The sequence below is a fragment of the Xanthomonas sp. BRIP62418 genome (assembly GCF_003993495.1).
GTDB lineage: Bacteria > Pseudomonadota > Gammaproteobacteria > Xanthomonadales > Xanthomonadaceae > Xanthomonas > Xanthomonas euroxanthea.
The window spans coordinates 1-19,308 of sequence record NZ_QEZG01000037.1 but is presented as its reverse complement, the minus strand read 5'-3'; the positions used below and the strand labels follow the sequence as shown (position 1 = coordinate 19,308).

Below are 19,308 nucleotides of genomic sequence, written 5' to 3'. Positions count from 1 at the left end.
TGCCCTTCTCAACATCTACCAATCTCCGAACTGCACGCGATCGAGCGGCACTACTGATGGCAACCTCCGTGCTTGCCATCGGCGCATCTCTTGGTGTGCGCGATTTTGGGCCTGTCGACGAACCGAGATTTGCCTTGGTTGCCACCCAAATGGTGGCAACCGGAAGCTCGCTGTTCCCGCGTCGGGGAGCGGAGCTGCAACCAGACAAGCGTCTCTTCATGTGGATCTCGGCTGCACTGCTGTCACTGACCCAAAACCTGCGGACCGCGGTCCTGGCCCCTTCGCTGGTGTCAGGCGTTGCATATGTGTGGATGGCTTTCCATCTAGGAACGCGCAATGGCGGCCGTGTGCGCTAGGGGCGCGCGCGGTGGTCAATAAAAAGGAATCACCAATGCATTACGTGAAAACAGAATTCAACCGAGGCAGTTCGCGCGGGGGCCTAGGCTCAGATCCACTGGGCCGTCTTGGCAAGCCCATCTGCGGCCCGCAGCTGGGCGTCAACACGTTGATTATCATCGTGGCGATGTACTTCACGTTCTTTCTCAACAGCGCGTTCTTCGCAGAAGTAATTGCGAAGAGTGGTGCGGACGGAGCAGCTCGTGCGCTACTTGTTATCTCTACGGGAGCGATCCTCACTGCCTTGAATGTGCTCATTCTCGGATTGCTATGCGTTCGATGGACGGTGAAGCCGGTTCTTGCATTGCTTCTCGTCGTGTCCGCTACTGCTGCCTACTATTCAGACAATTACAGCGTCTACTTCGACGCCAGCATGGTACGAAATGTGCTGAAGACCGACGGCGCTGAAGCCGGAGAGTTGCTGACCTGGGGCTTCTTTCTTGCGGTACTAATTAAAGGCGTCGTGCCAGCTATCGCGGTATGCATGGTAAGGCTCCAACGTTCTTCCAATGTGACGCGGGCGATACTTGCAAGAGTGCTTCTACTTGGCATGGCGGTTGTTGTAATCGTTGGCGCGGCAATTGCGTCATTCGACGACCTCTCATCACTCATACGCAATCACAAGCAAGTCAGATACCTTGCAAACCCTGGAAACTACATCGCTTCCATTGCGAAGGTTGTGCGAGAAGACACCCGTGCGGAGCGCGGTCCGATCCAAGTGGTTGGCCCCGATGCCATGATGACGCCTCATCCGCCAGGCGCGAAGCCCCACTTCTTGGTCATCGTTGTAGGTGAGACGGTTCGTGCGCAGAACTGGGGTTTGAATGGATACGGCAGACAGACAACGCCACAGTTGGCAGCGTTGGACGTCGTCAATTTCTCAGACGTGACCGCCTGCGGGTCAAACACCGAAGTGTCGGTGCCCTGTATGTTCTCTGCGTACGGGAGGCGAGACTACGATCGAGACAAGATCAAAGGTTCGGAGTCGCTTCTGCATGTTTTGGAGCGTGCCGGGGTCAGGACCCTATGGCGTGACAACCAGACTGGATGCAAGGGCGTCTGCTCTGATCTGGCATTTGAATCCTATCGCGTGCCGGTCAAGGATGTTCTGTGCGACGACCAAGCATGCCGTGACGAGATTATGCTGCAAGGTCTGCATGACTCGATCGAGGACAACCCTGGTGATGTCGTTGTCGTTCTACATCAGCTGGGGAACCACGGACCCAGCTACTTCAAGCGATACCCGGAAGATCTGACGAAATTTACTCCCGACTGCCGAAACGCAGACTTGGGCAAGTGCACACGCGGTGAAATCGTCAATGCGTATGACAACGCGGTCCTTGCGACAGATGACTTCCTTGCAAAGACAATTCGCATGCTTGAACAGGACAAGAGTCACGATACCGGGCTGATCTATGTCTCCGACCACGGCGAGTCATTAGGGGAGGCGAACGTCTATCTTCACGGGCTCCCCTACGCTATCGCCCCTGATACTCAGATCAAGGTGCCGATGGTGATGTGGATGTCTGATGGTATGAAGAGCAGCAACAACCTGGACCTTCAATGTGTCCGGGACCGATCAAAGCAGCCGTCCAGCCACGACAACCTCTTCCATTCTGTGCTTGGCCTGATGCAGGTTAGGACGACGGTGCTAGACGAGAGCCTAAATCTGTTCTCAGGCTGTACCAGCAACGCCGGTCACAGCCTATAGCCGACCACGGCGAGTATCGCTGTTGGAAGACCCGTGAGCGTCTCTTGGGCCCAAAAGAAGGAAACATCGAAGTGGCAGATATGTACGGTCATCGTCCGCGGAGCATTGCGCGCGTCTTTGAGGCGCTTCGCTGGTCTCTCCAGGGGCTGAGATCAGCTTGGCTGCATGAATCGTCGTTTCGGTTGGAAGTTGTTATGGCCGCGGTGGCATTACCTACAGCTATCTTTTTCGGCAACTCAGGGGTAGAGCGAGTGCTTCTCATGGGGAGCGTACTGTTCGTTTTGGCATTCGAGCTGCTGAACTCCGCTATCGAGGCAGTGATCGAACGGTATGGCCCAGAAATCCATGAGCTGGCTGGTCGTGCGAAGGACATGGGGTCGGCTGCGGTGTTCGTGGCTCTTTGCAATGTCGCCCTCACATGGGCCGTTATCCTTGTGGGTTGATTCCCTGGGTCCCGACCTGAACGGGGCTAGGGTGCGTTCAAGCACAGCCACCGTAGTGTTTTTATGTAATTGTATCCGTCCAAAAGAGGTTGCTAACCTTTCCCAATGCGTCGCTCTCTGCCTGCTATTCGTATATACCTGATGCTGCTGCTTTTGGCGGCGTTCGTGGTCGTGCCTGTGGCCGAGGCATTGGCGTGCGCGCAAGAAGCGACGGTCAGCGTGGGCGATGTGCACGCCTTGCAAAGTGATTCAGACTCCGAGTCGAGCAAGAGCAAGGATTCGTCCAGTGCCGATGCCTGTGGCCATGGGCATTGCCACCATTCAACGGCAAGCCTCCCAGCTGCCGGTCACGACGATCTGTTCGCCGATGGCCGGATTTCGCTGCACAGTACCGAGCACGGGGACGTCTACGCCCTCCGACTCGACGGACCCATGCGCCCCCCCCGTATCTGATCTGGCTCTGCCCCGCATTTGCGGGTAGTTCGCTCAGATAATTTACGGGAGTTTTTATGTCGATTTTGACGGGTCGGTCGCTTTCAGCGACCGGGTTGGCTGTCGCTGTTCTGCTGGCGTTGGTGCCAACCGGGCATGTAGCTGCTCAAACTGCACCATCTTACGAATCGTTGCTTTCTCGCTTGAACCAGATGCCTGCGACGGTCCAAGGCGTCGCGCTGGCTGAGGCAGCCGAGGCGCGGGTACAACAGGCTCGGGCACTGCCCAATCCGACGGTCTCCATCGAAGCGGAGAACGCCTACGGCACTGGTCCCTACAAAGGTTTCTCAAACGCTGACAGCATTGTCACCCTCTCCCAGCCGCTGGAGATTTGGGGTCAACGAGGGGCCCGAGTGCGCGCCGCGCGTGCGGAGGCTGGGGCTGCAGGCTTGCGGGGTGATCTGATGCGCAGTGACGCAGCGGGTCGCCTGGCTGCGACATACGCCGAAGCAGAGGCTGCGCTGCGCCGATATGAGTTGGCCAGCGAGGCATTGGCCTTGATTGAACAGGACGCCAAGGCGGTAGCTGCGATGGTCAGCGAGGGACGTGAGCCCAACCTGCGCGGTGTGCAGGCACGGAGCGAGGTCGCCAATGCAAAGGCCAGCCTAGATGAGGCCGAGGCCTACCGGGATGCGGCGCTTGCTCGCCTAGCCGGGGTGTCCTTAGTGGACAGCCCGCTGACCGACATCGGCGAAAGCCTGCTTGACCGAGTGCCCTCTCACCCAATTGACAATGAGGCCGCCCCGCTTGCCGTTCGTATCGCCCAAGCCGAAGCGGACGCCTCCGGCCGCCTTATCGATGTTGAGCGCAAGCGTGCGTTGCCACAACTGAGTGCATCCGTGGCTCAGACGCGCTTCCGCCAAGCGGGCGACCAAGCTTACAACGTGGGCATCAGCCTTTCGATCCCCCTATTCGATCGTAACCGCGGTGCGATCCAGGCGGCCTATGCGGAACAACGTGCTGCCGAAGCGGTTCTGGAGGCTCAGAGGCGTGACAGTGAGGCGGCCCGTTTGGGAGCGGTAGCGAGTCTCAAGGCATCCAACAGCCGCGCACGAGCAGCGGATGAAAGCGTACAGGCCGCAGATGAAGCCTATCGGCTGGCCCGCATCGGATTTGAGGCAGGTCGTATATCGCAATTGGAGCTGCGCAGCACGCGATCAACCCTGATCGCTGCGCGTGGCAGTGCTGTGGATGCCCGTCTTAGCCGGGTGGCAGCAGAAATCGACCTCGCCCGCCTTGAAGGGCGCGCACCGTTTGTGGAGGCAAAATGAACAAGTACGGAAACAAGACGCTCATCGGAGCGACGCTGCTGGCTACCTTGATGATGACCGGCGCGCTGACCTCATGCAGTGGCGGGGCGCAGGAGGATGCCAAATCCACCGGTACGGAGGCAGAAAAGCCGGCTGGAAAGGATGATGGTCACGACGATCACGCAGCTGACGCAAAGCCGGGCTCCGCCGAGGCGCACAGTGAAGGTGATGGTGATGGCGAACATGGCGAAGAGGAGTCCGAGGAAGGTGTAGTCAAGCTGACGCCTGACCAGATCAAGGCATCTGGCATCGGCGTGGTGGCTGTCGGCCGCGGCGGTGGCGCATCGACCCGCCTTGCAGGTCGCGTCGAGCCGGCCATCGGGGGGCGTGCTGCCATCGCCTCAACGGTCACCGGCCGCGTTGAGCGCGTGCTTGTTGCGCCGGGTACAGCCGTCAAGAGCAACCAGCCCCTGGTGATCATTGTCAGTGGAGAAGCTGCGACCTTCAAAGCCGCCGCCACTGCCGCTGCGGCGGAGGCCGAAGCCATTCGCCTGGCCTACGGCCGCGACAAGTCTCTTGTCGAGCAGGGCGTAGTGGCTCGCCAGGAGCTGGAGGCCTCGCGCGCGCGCTCTTTGGCCGCTGATGCCGCCGCTAGTGCTGCACGTGCACAGGTAGCGGCCAGTGGATCTCCGGACAGTTCCGGCCGGGTGACAATCTCCAGTCCTGTCGCTGGCGTGGTTGGCAACGTCCAAGTGACGCCCGGTGGTGTCGTCTCAGCTGGAACGCTTGTTGCGGAGGTTTCCAATCCGGACATGAATGAACTCGTATTCACTGCACCGCCAGCACTGGCCACTCTCGCGGTGCCCGGAATGAAGCTGGAAGTGACTGGCCCGGGCGGAAGCTTCGAAGCTGAGGTGATTGCCGCCGCTGCGAATGTGATGCAGCAGGGAGGCACCGCGACCATTCGCGCCAAACCAATTTCGGAGAAGTTGCCACCGGCCGGCTCCCCCGTTTCGGCCGTCATCATCGCCGATAGTGCCGCTGAAGGTATGAGTGTGCCGGCGGAAGCGGTCCAAAGCGTTGATGGCAGAAGTGTTGTCTTCGTTGCCGTCCAGGGTGGTTTCCAGGCTACGCCGGTACTCGCTGGTCGTCGTGCAGGTAATCGAATCGAAATCCTTAACGGCCTGACAGGTAGTGAGCGCCTCGTAGGCGCCAATGCCTTCCTGCTCAAAGCCGAACTGGCCAAGGGCGAAGCCGAGCACGGCCACTAAGGGAACTCATACACCATGTTCAAGATCATCATTGAAGCAGCGGTCAAGTTCCGTTGGCTCGTGGTGTTTCTGGCTGCTTCGATTGCCTGCTTTGGCTTGTTCCAACTGAGCAAGCTGCCAGTCGATGCTGTACCAGATATCACCAACCGCCAGGTTCAGATCAATACCATCGCACCTGCCCTTACTCCGGAGCAGATTGAACGCCAGGTCACCTATCCTCTGGAGACGGCCTTGGCCGGCATCCCAGGTCTGAACACCACTCGCTCCCTATCACGCAATGGCTTCTCTCAGGTCACCGCGATCTTCACTGATCAGACCGACATCTATTTCGCCCGCCAGCAGGTGGCAGAGCGGATGCGGGAGGCTGCCGGAGATCTGCCCGAGGGCGTGTCCCCCATGCTCTCCCCGGTTACAACCGGGCTGGGCGAGGTTCTCATGTGGACGGTGGACTTCAAGCCATTCGACCCCAAGAAGCTGGCCAAGCCCGGCCAGGCTGGCTGGCAAGAGGGTGAGGTCTACCTGACACCAGAGGGCGATCGTCTTGGAACCGCCCAGGAGCGCGCAACGTACCTGCGTACTGTCCAGGACTGGATCATCGCACCACAGATGCGCTCCAGCCCCGGCCTGGCCGGTGTTGATACGGTGGGTGGGTACGTCAAGGAATACGGCATCTACCCCGACAGCGCTCGACTGGCGGCATACAACTTGGGTCTGGCCGATCTGGTCCAAGCACTGGAACGCTCCAACGTCCAGGCTGGCGCGGGTTTCGTCCAGCGTGCGGGCGAAGGCCTGGTCGTTAGGGCAGACGGCCTTGCCCTGACGACCGACGACTTGGCTCAGTCGCCGGTGGCCACCAAGGACGGTGTGGTCATCCGGGTGGCCGATGTTGCCGAGGTCGGTATGGGGCGCGCCCCACGGCTTGGTGCAGCTAGCCGAAATGGTCATGAGGCGGTACTGGGCACGGCACTGATGATCGCCGGCGGCAACAGCCGCACCGTCGCTCAAGCTGCAGCTGAGCGCCTGGCACAGGTCAATGAATCTCTGCCCGCCGATATCTTCGCAGAGCCAGTGCTGGACCGTAGTGTGCTGGTTAACTCCACTGTCAAGACTGTCGCCAAGAACCTGACCGAAGGTGCCCTGCTGGTCGTAGTTGTGCTGTTCCTGCTCCTGGGCAACCTGCGTGCGGCAGCCATCACCGCATTGGTCATTCCGCTGTCGTTCCTGTTCGCTGTTATCGGCATGAACAAGTTCGGTATCAGCGGCAACCTGATGAGCTTGGGTGCGCTGGACTTCGGAATCCTTGTAGATGGCGCGGTAATTGTGATCGAGTCCACCCTGCTGATGCTTGGCAAGCGGCGTGCCGAACTTGGCCGACCCCTCAATGCCATGGAGCGACTGCGTGTAGCCGCCGACTCGGCGAGGAAGATGGCGCGTCCTGCAGCCTTCGGTCAGGTGATCATCCTGTTGGTGTTCGCACCGATCCTTACCTTGGAAGGTGTGGAAGGCAAGACGTTCCACCCGATGGCCGCCACCTTCATGCTCGCCCTCGTTGGCGCATTCATCTTCTCCTTTACCTTCGTACCGGCGATGGCTGCCCTGCTGGTCAGGGAGCCCAAGCTCCACGCGAAGAAGGAAGGACACGAGGGCGACCAGGACGAAGAACATGAGACAGCCATCATCCGCGTCCTGCGCGGCCGCATCGAACCGGTGATCCAAGCGGCGATTCGTAGGCCCAAGGCAGTGTTCGCTGGCGCCCTCGTGATGCTCGCAATGGGCGTGGTCGGCTTTACGATGCTGGGTCGAGAATTCATGCCAACGCTTGATGAGGGAAACCTCGCTATGCAGGCGTTGCGTGTGCCATCTACGTCGCTTGAGCAATCGTTGGCTATGCAGTTGGCGCTGGAGAAGGCCATTGCTGCTGAACCAGAGGTTGTGACGGTCTTCTCGAGGACCGGTACTGCTGAAGCAGCTATCGACCCCATGCCGACCAACATCTCCGACAGTGTGATCGTACTTAAGCCGAGAAAGGAGTGGCCAGACTCTTCCCTGAGCAAGGAGGATCTGATTGCAAGGTTTGAGACGATCGCCGCCTCGCAGATAGGCAACAGCTTTGAATTCAGCCAGCCCATCGAGCTGCGCTTCAATGAGCTGATCTCAGGTGTACGTACGGACCTAGCCGTCATGATTTACGGCGATAACTTCGAGCAACTGCAAGCTGTTGCTGACCAGGTCGCGCTGAAGCTGAGAAATACTCAGGGCGCAGCGGATGTCCGTGTTGAACAGATTTCCGGCCTGCCCACGCTCAATGTGGCAATCGATCATCTTGCAGCTGCGCAGTATGGCCTCACGGCGGCGGACGTGAGCGACGCACTTTCGACCGGTATTGGCGGCGCTGCGGCAGGCAAGATCTTCGAGGGCGACCGCCGGTTCGATGTTGTGGTGCGCCTCGGCGACGATGCACGCAATGACCCCGATCAGCTCGCATCGCTGCCGATTGCAACCCCAACTGGGGGCATCGTGCCGCTCTCCTCTGTCGCACGCATTGAGATCAGCGAGGGGCCGAACCAGATCAGTCGAAACAACGGGAGCCGTCGTGTCGTGGTGCAGGCTAATGTTCGCGGTCGTGACCTGGGCGGGTTTGTCGGAGAGGCCCAAGCTGCGGTGAAGGACGTGAAGCTTCCACCAGGCGCCCACATGACGTGGGGCGGTCAGTTCGAGAACTTGCAGCGGGCGGAAAGGCGACTCATGACAGTTGTGCCGATTGTCTTCCTGCTAATCGGAAGTCTTCTGTTCATGGCATTGGGCAGTGCGAAGGAGGCGAGTCTGGTGTTCACCTGCGTCCCGCTTGCCCTGGTTGGCGGAATTCTCGCATTGCTGGTGCGTGGTATGCCGTTCTCGGTATCTGCCGCTGTCGGATTCATCGCGGTATCGGGTGTTGCGACGCTGAACGGATTGGTGCTCATGCAAGCCATCAGAGAGAGGCTTGATGCCGGTGACAGTCCATTGATCGCTGCAATGAACGGTGCCGGCAGCCGAATTCGAGCTGTGGTGACCACGGCGCTGGTGGCGATCGTCGGCTTCATTCCGATGGCTATTGCGAGTGGATCTGGTGCTGAGGTGCAGAAGCCTCTCGCCACGGTGGTCATTGGCGGCCTGTTGACCGCAACAGTACTGACACTTCTTGTGCTGCCGACATTTGCGGGGCGCCTGGCCAAGCCAGATCCCAAAGGGCAACCGGGAAATGTTCCCTGATTGATGGAGTGTTTGTGTCCGGCAGCGTATCTGCCTGCCGGACTTCCCGATCCATTCTTATGACGTTGGAGGGAACACATGAACCTGACCACAGAAGTCGAATTGCCGGTCGTACTCCCAGGCGTTTCTCGCGACGATAACTGCGTCCAAAGGCTGGTGGACGGGCTTCAGGAAATGGACGGAATATCACGCGTGCACGTGCGCGGTGGTAGCGATGGGGCTTGCGGAACACTTTGCATTCATTACGCGCCCGAGCTCATCTCGCTTCAACGAGTGCGAGAGGTGGCGTCGTCCATGGGTGTCAAGCTGGGTGAGCGGTATGGTCACCTCTCCTTGGAACTGGGTTCAGCAGTTCACGCCCGGAAAGCACGAACAATTGCAGGCCAACTACAGGCTTTGCCGGGGGTCATTGAAGCCACCACCAGCCCGACTGGCGGCGTGAGCCTCGAATACGATCAAACCAAGACAAGCGAGACGGAGCTGAGAGCAGAGCTCCACGCGCTGGGTGTAGGGCAAGGCGCATCCGGTCCGAAGGAAGACTTGAAAGATCAGCACGAAGGTCACGAACACAAGGACGGACAAGACCATGGTCATTCCCACGGAGGCGTATTGGGTGGCAATAGCGAGCTGATCTTCTCACTTGCCTGTGGCCTGCTCCTGATCTTGGGATTTGCGATTGAAAAGCTCGGCTTGCTCCAAACGCCATGGATTCCTACCGCATTTTACGTAGCTGCCTACCTCTTTGGCGGCTGGTTCACGCTTGGCGAAGCGATTGAGAACGTCAAGCTGAAGCGTTTTGAAATCGATACTCTGATGCTGGTTGCAGCGGTAGGTGCGGCAGCGCTGGGCGCATGGGCCGAAGGCGCCTTGCTTCTGTTCCTCTTCAGTCTAGGTCATGCCCTTGAACACTACGCGATGGGCCGGGCTAAGCGCGCGATTGAAGCTCTTGCAAAGCTTGCCCCAGAAACCGCCAGGGTGCTGAGGGATGGGCAGGTCGTGGAAGTCAAGGTTGAATCGTTGATACCTGGAGATGTGGTGGTTGTTCGTCCCAATGATCGGATGCCGGCAGACGGATTCGTCGTCAAAGGCACTAGCAGCGTTGACCAAGCCCCTGTCACCGGGGAAAGCATTCCGGTAGATAAGTTGCAAGTCACTGACCCTGCTCAGGCACGGGGTCGGCCTGATTCGGTGGGAATGGAGTCCCGCGTCTTCGCCGGCACTATCAATGGCTCCGGCGTCCTAGAGGTCGAAGTCACGCGTCGATCAGGCGAATCGGCACTGGCCCGCGTAGTCAAGATGGTGAGCGAAGCCGAAACCAGGAAATCGCCAACGCAGCGCTTCACAGACAAGTTTGAGAGGGTATTCGTTCCCGCTGTTCTGATCTTGGCCGTGCTGTTACTTTTCTCATGGATCGTGATCGATGAGCCATTCCGCGACAGCTTCTATCGAGCGATGGCGGTACTTGTAGCGGCAAGCCCTTGCGCACTGGCAATCGCGACTCCAAGCGCGGTTCTAGCGGGAATTGCGCGAGCTGCGCGAGGTGGCGTACTCATCAAGGGTGGCGCACCACTGGAGGAGCTGGGCATGGTCCGTGCCATCGCGTTCGACAAGACTGGAACGCTCACTGAAGGCAAGCCGCGAATTACCGACATCAAAGTGATGCAGGGAACGACAGAGCAGGAACTGCTTCACGTTGCCGTCGCCGTCGAGGCTTTAAGTGACCACCCTTTGGCCGCAGCTATCGTTCGAGATGGTAATACTCGCCTGGGCGATGGACCGGTCATGGTAGCGACAGACCTCGCTAACTTCGCTGGAAGAGGCGTTCAGGCGAAGGTGAACGGCATTGACGTGTGGATAGGAAAGGCAGAAATGTTCGGTAACGACGGCATTGGCGCTCTATCCGCGGGTGCGGAGTCTGCCATTGAGGAGCTCCGTAACGCCGGCAGAACCACGATGGCCGTTCGCCTAGGTGATCGCGACCTAGGTGTCATCGGCCTTATGGATACGCCCCGGCCAGAGGCGCGTGAAGCCCTGGACAAGCTAAGGCGCTTGGGCATCCAACGAATGATCATGATCTCTGGCGACCACCAGACTGTAGCTCAAGCCGTGGCAACGGACGTGGGTCTAAACGAGGCATGGGGAAATCTCATGCCTGACGACAAGGTGAAGGCAATACGTCAGTTGAAGGAGACGGAGCGAGTGGCAATGGTCGGCGACGGTGTGAATGACGCACCCGCAATGGCTAGTGCCAGCGTCGGAATTGCAATGGGTGCCGCCTCTTCGGACGTAGCGCTGGAGACTGCCGACGTCGCGCTTATGTCTGAGGATTTGAGACAGGTTGCATTCTCTGTAGCGCTTAGTCGACGCACGAAACGGGTGATCCGTCAGAACGTGTATGTGAGCCTGGGCGTCGTAGCGTTGTTGGTTCCTGCGACCATCCTAGGTCTTGGCATTGGACCGGCTGTGGCAGTGCATGAAGGTTCAACCTTGTTGGTTGTATTCAATGCGCTGAGGCTCCTTGGCTTCCGTCAGTCGTGACATGCGAATTCTAGTGATTGAGCGCGATCGAGAAGTCGCTTTGAAGATTCTGGCCTACTTCGAGGCCCGAGGGCATCAGCTTGATACCATCGGGGACGGCATCGCCGGCCTTCACTTTGCGGCGTCCAATGGTTACGACGCAGTCATTCTTGATTGGATGCTTCCTCGCATGGAAGGCCCGGAGGTTCTGAGAAGGCTGCGGTTGAATCACGGTGTTTCAGTTCCCGTTGTGATGTTGGCTGCAAAGGTTGCGCTCTCGGACAAAATCATCGCTTTCCGCTCCGGTGCAGATGACTATGTGACCAAGCCTTTTGAGCTCCCGGAGCTCGAAGTTCGCCTAGAGGCGTTGGTTTCCCGTACGGAGGGACGCGTAACAAGGAGGCGGCTGCTGATCGGAGAGCTCACGTTGGACCTGAGTACGTTGGAGGCCACACGGGCTGGAAAACGACTGCATCTGTACCCAGCTTGCAGGAAGCTCCTTGAAGCGCTGATGCGGGCAAGTCCTGCCGCTGTGACCAGGCGGCAGCTTGAGCACACTCTCTGGGGTGACGACCTGCCCGACGGGGATCTTCTGCGATCACAGATGTCCAGCCTGCGGCGAAGCATTGATGGTCCGTTTGAGGAAAAGATGATCCAGACGCTGCCGCGGGTTGGGTATCGACTGATACCGCCATCAAGGCCTATGCCCCCCCCCGGGGAAGGGAGGCCCTATGACGGTGAGGCGTAGACATGGCTGCAGAGCCGTCAGTGCAGACCTTGAGCGCCTGACTATTTGGCCACGTATTCTGATCAGAGTATGACCATGTGGAAGCCAGCCGCACTCCCAATTGGCGCGTTCTTGGCCGCAGCGATTTGGGGCGCAGCGGCCATGGTGCCCTTCGCGCCGGCATCAGAAGAGATGATGTTTTGGATACCGGTGTCGATTGCGCTAACGAGTGCGGCTGCTGCATTGGTAGTTGCGATGATGCAAGACATCATTCTGGTCGCGGTAAAGAGATGGCCACTGTTCGTGAAATTCTATCCAACCCTCTGCTTGGAGCCACTCCCCTTTGCATTCCTTCCAATCGTGCTGTCACTCGCCGGAATTGCGGAGTTCGGTCCAGCGATGCTGAGTGCAGCTCTATTGCTGATCGGCTTCTCGTTTGCGGAGACTCTCTTCGCCGCCGCCCTCCACAGAGCCCGGGCGACGCCGACCGCGGTTGTGATCTCGACGCAGTGCGCTGCTCTGGTGTTTGCAGTTTACATGTACAAGAAAGGCATCCAAGCGAACGTCAGTGACATCAGTTGGCCGTGGTTCGCATCGTCTGTCACTGCCATGAGTCTATTCTCCTTCCTAGTCGGAAGGTATTGGGCCAACCTGCTTCGTGATGCTGAGGTGGGGTTCTCTCCCTTACTGAAGTGGGTTCTGGTCACCTTCATAGCTGAAGGATCTACTAGTGAATGGAGCCGGTGGAGATTGAAGCAACCTATTAAGCAACGCAGACCACCGGGGCTTCGGTCCAAGCCTCGCAGGAAATAGGATCCGATCAACCAATCCAAATCATGGAGGCTAATTCTTGACAACTGCGAGCGCGACAAATATGACGCAAGGGCGGATGGGACCACCCGTCGTCAGTCTCGCTCTGTGAGAGGTGGCGCATCGAGATCACGTTTGTGGAGGTCTTCTACCGGCCGGAAGCAATACCCCGAGGTAGGTCCGTGGTGGCGACTTCTGGTTTCAATGCGCCCGAAGCCCACCGGAGCCTCAAAGATGCGCGCTCAGGGTTGCAGCGGTCGCTGGCGACAGTCGTCATCGGCCGGAGCCTGTCCCCCGCCTACCAACCTTGCTGGCAAGGCCGGTGTTTTTTGATTGCAAGATTCAGACCTATCCCGCCTGACAATCACATTCCCTGGAGTCACCGCCAACATGAATGAAGCCGAGCTGGAACAAGTGCGTACGGCGATGTTTACCGACCCCGGCGTGAAAGCGGTGGATGACCTGCGCCTAGTCCCCGCCAAAGAGCGCGGTCGTGCGATCGCGGCCACCATCACCGTCGCTGCGCCCTCGGTCGACCTGGACCTGGTGCATGCGGTGATCGCCCGCGTGCTGGCCGATCAATTTGACATCGATCAGGTCATGCTGTGCTTCAACGACCCGGGTCCGGTGCCACCACAGCCCACCGCGGCGCCCTTGAAGAAAATGTGATCGCCCGTGGCTCTATGCGTCTGCGTTGGCGGGCGCATAGAGCTGATAACCCGGCAACGCGCACGCGCCGGCATACACAAAGGCCACGCTTTGCCGCGCCCGGGTGAAGGCCACGTAGTACTTTGGTGGGGCGGTGATACGCGCTGCATCTGCCGTGCGCAGGTACTGTGTCAGCGGGCCGTTCGGAAAGATGAGGACCCGGCTGTAGGTGCGGCCCTTGCACTGCCCAAAGTTCACGGCCGGTAGTCCGTCGCACGCTTGCCGCCGGTCATGCCGGAGCACGGTGGGCGCAAACTCCTGCATGTACGCTTCAACATCCGCTGGAGCGACGAGGTAGATGCCATCGTGCCCGGTGACCTCGCCATTGCCTGATTGGGTTCGCGGCATCTGCGGATAGAGCGTGTCCGCCATATCGCACAGGGCCTGGACGCAGCGAAGGCTGATGAGGCGGTGATCCAGCTGGCATAAGCCGTCCGCCTCCCAAATCTGAAACAGCGCTGCCAGATTGGGTCCACGATACTGGCTGTGCCTTTGAGCATAGTTGGTGGCATACGTCGCCTGCCGCGTATCACCCACCAACGTGATGGCAATGCCGCTCTTCAACAGCCGCTCGACCAGATCCAGATCAAAGCCGGCGAGGTCCTGAACTTCGTCGATGTAGAGCTCGTCGTACATGGCCGCCAGGCGTGCCATGACCTGACCTTGGGTGAGCTCATCGCAGCGCACAGCGAAATCGGCCGCCCGGTCCGAATACATCCGGTTGCCTGCCAAGTAGTGGCGCGCCACCTGGGTGCGTGGGGCCCTGTTATTGGTGACACCTTCTACGAACAGGATGGTTTCGATGCGAGGCTCAGGGCAAAGCGCTGCCTGGTACGGGCGGATGCACTGGCACAGCAGGAAGCCATACCAGCTGTGCAAAGTGACATGCACGGGGACCGCACCGGCGTGGACCTCAAACGAGCGCCGGATCTCTTCTAGATTCTCCAGCGTGTAGGTGACAATCGCGATGCGACGCCCAGGCCGCTCCAGGGCCTGCCGGACCAGCAAGGTGGTCTTGCCCGAGCCGGCCGCCGAAAGCAGGACCCGGTTAGGTGATGGCGCGCTGGACATAGTCCGGGAACCTGATCGAGTGCGGGCTGTTGAAGATCGCCAGGGCCGTATCGGTCTTATGGCCCTTCATGTACTTGAGCAGCGCCACCTCATCGGCAAACGTCTTGCCCAGCACGGTGTTGAGCTCAGCCAGCGAGTTGGCTTTGATCAGCTGCTCTTCCAGCGATGGGGCACTTTCGTCGGAATCGTAGTAGATCGCGGTAAGGTGCTCGGCGTAGCGAGCCTGCACAACGGCGATGTCGCCATCGTTGTCGGTGATCACCTTGGCCTGAATTTTCAGCCGATCTGCAATCTGCAAGAAGCGTTTGAATGCCAGCGATTTGACCGAGATGATGTCCACGCCATGGGCCATCGGCGCCACGCCGTGGTGGTCGCTGTAAGCACGCTGCACGATCAGCTCATCGGACGGCCCTTCCACCAGGATCGCCTGTTTGGCCAGGATCAGCCGCAGCGTGTCGTGGCCAGGCAGCTTCATGAAATAGTCGTGCGTATCGGATGGCAGCTGGTCCAGCTTCATCTGGCCCTGCGCACTGAACAGGATCACGTTGTCCACGCCCAGCTTGTTCAACACGAAGCTGCTATGGGTGGCGATGATTACCTGCTGGGCGGTTGAGAGGGCCGCAATCCTGTCGATCAGCTGGGTCATGCTGGAGAAGGACAGATGGTTCTCTGGCTCCTCAATCAGCAGCACGTGGGCGGCCCCGGCCGCGTGCATGGCCAGCTTCATCTTCACCGCGCTCTGTTCACCTTTGCCGGCCTGGGTGAAGGGGAGCTCATCCAGGTACGGTGACAAGCTGGTTTCCCACGTTGAGCGCGGCGATGTGTCCACCCCCACCGTGAGCGCCCGGTGGCTGATGTCCCCGGTATGCTCGGTGAGATAGGCATTGATGGCCGCCACATCGGCTTCTTCGGAAAAACTCTGCCGCATGCGGCGGAAGCTCAGCGACAGCGAGACGCGTTGCGCAGGCGTCAGTGCCTGCTCGATGATGCCGGCGATATAGCGATCGGCACCGGACAAGGTCTTGATGCCGTGCGTGTCGATGATGGTCGAGTCGAACGGAATACTGCGGGCGGTAACGCCATTGTTGGCAAAGGAGTACCAGCGCACCGTGTAGTACTCCACCGGCAGGCTGACCGCGCCCTGGTGCTGCTGCAGGTAGGCGTTGAACTCCTCGCGGTAGTCGTCGTTGAGCTCGACCAGCAGCCGGATGCCGGCGGTATCCAGACGCAGGGAGTTGTTGGTGCCGCGTAACGACGCCAGCGCGGCGTCGGCGCCCAGATAGGCTTCGATGGAGATCCGTGGCGGCGAGGCCGGCGTGCCCGTGGCAAGCGCTCCCAAGTACTCCTGCACCGTGGGCTGGTGGAACAGGTAGGGCGTGAGCTCGTAGGCAAGATTGCGCCCATGCAGCTGGCCGGTGACCACCGCGTGGATGGCCTCCAGCAGGGTGGATTTACCGACCTCGTTGTCGCCCACGACCAGGTTCATGTGGGCATTGAGGGGCAGGTCCAGATGGCGAAACGACTTGAAGTTGTCGATGACGATACGTTCGATCGGCATGCACAGTCCTTTGATGGCCAACGGGCTCGGTGGCGGAGCCTGCCTGCACCCTGGCTGGCCTCCTTTCCGCTCTGGGCCATACTACCCAGCGATCGCCGGCCCTGGGCGGTTTCGTACTGCTTGGGACGCCGGGAAGGGTCAGAATCCGCCTTACGCGGGATAATTCCACATTATCCCGCCTTTAAATACGACCCGTACTCGGCGAGTAGTGTAACTTGATTGGTATGTAATTACGTGGTATGTAATACATTACGAAATAGTCGGAGAGTGCGATGGCACGCGGCGGCTTGTACAAGAGCGACATCCAGAAGGCCCGCGATGCGCTGCGGGCACAGGGCAAACACCCGTCGGTGGACGCGGTGCGGGTGGCGCTGGGCAACACCGGCTCCAAGACAACCATTCACCGCTACCTGAAGGAGCTGGAAGAAGATGAAGGGCAAGGCCTTGGCGCCAAGGTCGCGGTCAGCGACGCGCTACAGGACCTGGTCGGTCGGCTTGCCGGTCGCCTACACGAGGAGGCCGAGGCTGTAATCGCCGAGGCCCGGCAGCGCTTCGAAGCGCACTTGCAGGAGCGTAGCGAGGCGCTGGAACGCACCCAGCAGGAGGCGTCCACGCTGAGCGCGCAGCTTCAGCGCATTGAAACTGCCTTACGCGAAGAAAAGACGACCCACGCCGCAGCCCAGCAGGCCTTGGCCGAACGGGTCACCGAGGTCGCGCAGCTCGGCGAACGGATCGCGGGACTGACCGCGCGGCTGGCGGAGCACGAGGCGCATGCCCAGTCGCTGGAGCAGAAGCACCAGCATGCTCGCGAGGCGTTGGAGCACTACCGCACCTCGGTCAAGGACCAACGCGAACAGGAACAGCGCCGCCACGAGCACCAGGTGCAGGAACTGCAGGTCGCGCTGCGCCAGGCCAACGAGGCGCTGACCGCCAAGAACCACGAACTGGTTCAGCTCAACCGCGACAACGGGCAGTGGCTGGAACGCCACAGCCGCCTAGAGAGGGAACTGGCGCAGGTGCGGCAAGCTGCGGACGACCAGCGGAAGGAGCTGGACGCGCTGCGGCTTACGGCTGCGGAGTACCAGGCCTTGCTGGCACGCTGGACCCAGGACGCCCAAGCGTTGGAGAGCGCACGGGTCAAGCTGGCCAATGCTCACGCCGACTTGGCCAAGGAGCGAGAACGGCGTGAACAAGCCGAGGCCGAAGCGTTGCGTGCCGGTGTGCGCCAGGACACCTTGGAGCAGTTGCTGGCGCAGTTGCGGCCCGATCGCGCCGACAGTTCAGGTACCAACAAAAATCCGGCAACCAAATGATTTCACGGAAGAAATCAAATTCTGGGGGGCATTTTTGCACGTATCTCGGCTTAACCCCACATCCGCCATCCTTATGGGGTTTCCATGGGGGGGGGGGCGCGTGACTTTGTCCGTCGACTCAACACCGACCTTCGCTCGACGCCTCCAACAAGCCCGCCTGCACACGGGTTTGTCGCAGAAGGAGTTGGGCATCCGGGCCGGTCTGGATCCTTACGTGGCCAGCCCCCGAGTCAACCAGTACGAACGTGGCAAGCACGAGCCCAAGCTGGAGACTGCTGAGCGGTTGGCCCAAGCGTTGGGGATCCCCGCCGCCTTCCTTTACACCGACGATGATCTGCTGGCCAAGTTGCTCCTGCGCTGGGGCTCGCTAAGCAAGCAGCAGAAGCGGGAGTTGGTGAAGCTGATCGAGGCCACACCCGAGAAGTAAACCGAACAAGCGCTAGCCCTATGGGCAACCCTTCGCCTCAACCCGCCCATTGGGCGCTCCTGGAGGGAGCTGCAGTGGCCGTGACTAGTGCGACTGACAAGTGGCGGCATCTCAGGCCTACTTGAGATTTTGTTCACGACCGATACACACGCGCCTTGTCTAAAGTGATTTACAATGTCGCCCGTGTCAGCCTCCTCACTTCTACTGCGACTGCTCCTGATCGTCATGCTCGTGCTTAACGGCGCGTGGTCGGCATTTGCGTCGATCAGTATGAACCCGGCCATGGAAGCGCAGGCCAGCGAAGTGGCTGCCGCGGTGCAAGGCGAAGAAGACTGCGTCGCCCATCACAGTGCTGAGAATCATCCCGATGCCACCTCGATTGAAAGGGCTGGCACTGGGCATGGCGACCATGCCGGTCCCGACTGTTGCAAGTCTTCTGCGTGCCGGTGCGCCTGCGTACACGCGTGCGCGAGCGCACTTCCGGCGCGCCTGCATGTTTCGGTGCAACTGGCCTTGGGCCTGGATGTCATGCCGCTGCCCCTAGGGCATGCGGCACCTGCCTTGCCTCATCTGATCCGACCACCGATCGGCTAAGCGTCCCTAAGCGCCGCAATGGCGCCGTTGGTGTGGCTTGCATGCCTATTTATAGGCCAGCCGCCCGCTCTGTACCACCGCCCGCCGGTGGCAACACGACGCTTGGAGCATTTTCATGTCGCATGATGATTTTCGTGGTCCACACGGTGGACCGCCGCTGCTACCTTCGCGGCGGCGATTTGTCCAGGGCTTGGCCTTGGGAGGCGCAGTCGCAGGATTAGGTTTCTGGCCCAAAGCCAGTTGGGCGCTCAAGGGCCCGGGACAACCCAACGTACTATCGGGCACCGAGTTTGACCTAACCATCGGCGAGACGCCGATGAACTTCACCGGCAAGACCCGCACCGCGATCACCGTCAATGGGTCCGTTCCGGCGCCGTTGCTGCGTTGGCGGGAAGGCACCACGGTCAACCTGCGTGTCTCCAATGCATTGCCCGCTAACTCCCTCCATGGCGCGGACACCTCCATCCATTGGCACGGCATCATTTTGCCGGCCAACATGGACGGCGTGCCGGGCCTGAGCTTTGACGGTATCGGACGTGGTGAGACCTACCACTACCGGTTCACCCTGCATCAGGGCGGCACCTACTGGTACCACAGCCACTCGGGGTTCCAGGAACAAGCCGGGCTCTATGGCCCGATCATCATCGACCCATTGGAGCCGGAGCCCTTCAGCTTCGATCGCGACTACGTCGTGATGCTGAGCGATTGGACAGACCTGGACCCGACGGCCCTGTTCGATCGTTTGAAGAAGATGCCGGGCCATGACAA

General features: G+C 59.9%; 16 protein-coding genes. 14 read left to right on the top strand and 2 right to left on the bottom strand.

Going from position 1 to position 19,308, the window contains the following annotated elements:
• Window positions 1–391: 391 nt before the first annotated feature.
• The 10 genes from EO174_RS11175 to EO174_RS11130 all read left to right on the top strand — a co-directional run bounded on the left by EO174_RS11175 (window position 392) and on the right by EO174_RS11130 (window position 13,538).
• The gene (locus EO174_RS11175) at window positions 392–2,107 is read left to right on the top strand and encodes a phosphoethanolamine--lipid A transferase (protein ID WP_055765228.1); all 1,716 of its coding nucleotides are present in this window, start codon (window positions 392–394) and stop codon (window positions 2,105–2,107) included.
• A 71-nt stretch (window positions 2,108–2,178) separates the two neighbouring features.
• On the top strand, window positions 2,179–2,550 hold the full coding sequence (locus EO174_RS11170) for a diacylglycerol kinase (protein WP_027080084.1): 372 nt from the start codon (window positions 2,179–2,181) through the stop codon (window positions 2,548–2,550).
• Window positions 2,551–2,691: 141 nt separating this feature from the next.
• Entirely contained in the window at window positions 2,692–3,003 is a 312-nt protein-coding gene (locus EO174_RS11165; protein WP_126941536.1) for a hypothetical protein, read from the top strand.
• A 56-nt stretch (window positions 3,004–3,059) separates the two neighbouring features.
• Window positions 3,060–4,313, top strand: a complete 1,254-nt coding sequence (locus EO174_RS11160; RefSeq protein ID WP_062167469.1) for a TolC family protein — start codon at window positions 3,060–3,062, stop codon at window positions 4,311–4,313.
• Window positions 4,310–5,563 (top strand): efflux RND transporter periplasmic adaptor subunit, encoded by a 1,254-nt coding sequence (locus EO174_RS11155; protein WP_126941535.1) that lies wholly within the window; start codon window positions 4,310–4,312, stop codon window positions 5,561–5,563. The genes EO174_RS11160 and EO174_RS11155 overlap by 4 nt, the downstream gene beginning before the upstream one ends.
• Before the next feature lie 15 nt (window positions 5,564–5,578).
• On the top strand, window positions 5,579–8,815 hold the full coding sequence (locus EO174_RS11150; RefSeq protein WP_126941534.1) for a CusA/CzcA family heavy metal efflux RND transporter: 3,237 nt from the start codon (window positions 5,579–5,581) through the stop codon (window positions 8,813–8,815).
• A 78-nt stretch (window positions 8,816–8,893) separates the two neighbouring features.
• On the top strand, window positions 8,894–11,353 hold the full coding sequence (locus tag EO174_RS11145; RefSeq protein ID WP_126941533.1) for a heavy metal translocating P-type ATPase: 2,460 nt from the start codon (window positions 8,894–8,896) through the stop codon (window positions 11,351–11,353).
• A 1-nt stretch (window position 11,354) separates the two neighbouring features.
• A complete protein-coding gene (locus EO174_RS11140; RefSeq protein WP_051176182.1) occupies window positions 11,355–12,080 on the top strand; it encodes a response regulator transcription factor in 726 nt (241 codons plus the stop codon).
• 69 nt (window positions 12,081–12,149) lie between these two features.
• On the top strand, window positions 12,150–12,872 hold the full coding sequence (locus tag EO174_RS11135) for a hypothetical protein (RefSeq protein ID WP_126944578.1): 723 nt from the start codon (window positions 12,150–12,152) through the stop codon (window positions 12,870–12,872).
• A gap of 387 nt (window positions 12,873–13,259) precedes the next feature.
• Window positions 13,260–13,538 (top strand): hypothetical protein, encoded by a 279-nt coding sequence (locus EO174_RS11130; protein WP_027080079.1) that lies wholly within the window; start codon window positions 13,260–13,262, stop codon window positions 13,536–13,538.
• Between the two features lie 12 nt (window positions 13,539–13,550).
• On the opposite strand, the gene EO174_RS11125 is transcribed toward EO174_RS11130, so the two are convergent.
• Both EO174_RS11125 and EO174_RS11120 read right to left on the bottom strand, forming a co-directional pair.
• Complete coding sequence (locus EO174_RS11125) at window positions 13,551–14,648, bottom strand: UvrD-helicase domain-containing protein (protein WP_017354990.1); 1,098 nt, start codon at window positions 14,646–14,648, stop codon at window positions 13,551–13,553.
• Window positions 14,626–16,206, bottom strand: coding sequence for an AAA family ATPase (locus tag EO174_RS11120; RefSeq protein ID WP_049436412.1), 1,581 nt, complete (start codon window positions 16,204–16,206; stop codon window positions 14,626–14,628). Before EO174_RS11120 ends, EO174_RS11125 begins: the two co-directional genes overlap by 23 nt.
• 272 nt (window positions 16,207–16,478) lie before the next feature.
• Between EO174_RS11120 and EO174_RS11115 the strand changes: the two genes are divergently transcribed.
• The 4 genes from EO174_RS11115 to EO174_RS11100 form a co-directional block, all read left to right on the top strand.
• The gene (locus tag EO174_RS11115; RefSeq protein WP_017354988.1) at window positions 16,479–17,519 is read left to right on the top strand and encodes a DNA-binding protein; all 1,041 of its coding nucleotides are present in this window, start codon (window positions 16,479–16,481) and stop codon (window positions 17,517–17,519) included.
• A 73-nt stretch (window positions 17,520–17,592) separates the two neighbouring features.
• Window positions 17,593–17,946 (top strand): helix-turn-helix transcriptional regulator, encoded by a 354-nt coding sequence (locus tag EO174_RS11110; protein WP_126941175.1) that lies wholly within the window; start codon window positions 17,593–17,595, stop codon window positions 17,944–17,946.
• A 174-nt stretch (window positions 17,947–18,120) separates the two neighbouring features.
• Complete coding sequence (locus EO174_RS11105) at window positions 18,121–18,540, top strand: CopL family metal-binding regulatory protein (RefSeq protein ID WP_126941173.1); 420 nt, start codon at window positions 18,121–18,123, stop codon at window positions 18,538–18,540.
• A gap of 115 nt (window positions 18,541–18,655) precedes the next feature.
• A partial coding sequence (locus EO174_RS11100) for a multicopper oxidase domain-containing protein (RefSeq protein WP_126941171.1) occupies window positions 18,656–19,308 on the top strand: 653 nt, incomplete at its 3' end.

What these genes read in the sequence shown, in the direction of transcription:
- EO174_RS11155 (WP_126941535.1), top strand. Translation starts at nt 4,310, where the DNA reads ATGAACAAGTACGGAAACAAGACGCTCATCGGAGCGACGCTGCTGGCT.
- EO174_RS11165 (WP_126941536.1), top strand. Translation starts at nt 2,692, where the DNA reads ATGCTGCTGCTTTTGGCGGCGTTCGTGGTCGTGCCTGTGGCCGAGGCA.
- EO174_RS11110 (WP_126941175.1), top strand. Translation starts at nt 17,593, where the DNA reads ATGGGGTTTCCATGGGGGGGGGGGCGCGTGACTTTGTCCGTCGACTCA.
- EO174_RS11130 (WP_027080079.1), top strand. Translation starts at nt 13,260, where the DNA reads ATGAATGAAGCCGAGCTGGAACAAGTGCGTACGGCGATGTTTACCGAC.
- EO174_RS11105 (WP_126941173.1), top strand. Translation starts at nt 18,121, where the DNA reads ATGTCGCCCGTGTCAGCCTCCTCACTTCTACTGCGACTGCTCCTGATC.
- EO174_RS11120 (WP_049436412.1), bottom strand. Translation starts at nt 16,206, where the DNA reads ATGCCGATCGAACGTATCGTCATCGACAACTTCAAGTCGTTTCGCCAT.
- EO174_RS11150 (WP_126941534.1), top strand. Translation starts at nt 5,579, where the DNA reads ATGTTCAAGATCATCATTGAAGCAGCGGTCAAGTTCCGTTGGCTCGTG.
- EO174_RS11140 (WP_051176182.1), top strand. Translation starts at nt 11,355, where the DNA reads ATGCGAATTCTAGTGATTGAGCGCGATCGAGAAGTCGCTTTGAAGATT.
- EO174_RS11160 (WP_062167469.1), top strand. Translation starts at nt 3,060, where the DNA reads ATGTCGATTTTGACGGGTCGGTCGCTTTCAGCGACCGGGTTGGCTGTC.
- EO174_RS11115 (WP_017354988.1), top strand. Translation starts at nt 16,479, where the DNA reads ATGGCACGCGGCGGCTTGTACAAGAGCGACATCCAGAAGGCCCGCGAT.
- EO174_RS11175 (WP_055765228.1), top strand. Translation starts at nt 392, where the DNA reads ATGCATTACGTGAAAACAGAATTCAACCGAGGCAGTTCGCGCGGGGGC.
- EO174_RS11135 (WP_126944578.1), top strand. Translation starts at nt 12,150, where the DNA reads ATGACCATGTGGAAGCCAGCCGCACTCCCAATTGGCGCGTTCTTGGCC.
- EO174_RS11125 (WP_017354990.1), bottom strand. Translation starts at nt 14,648, where the DNA reads ATGTCCAGCGCGCCATCACCTAACCGGGTCCTGCTTTCGGCGGCCGGC.
- EO174_RS11145 (WP_126941533.1), top strand. Translation starts at nt 8,894, where the DNA reads ATGAACCTGACCACAGAAGTCGAATTGCCGGTCGTACTCCCAGGCGTT.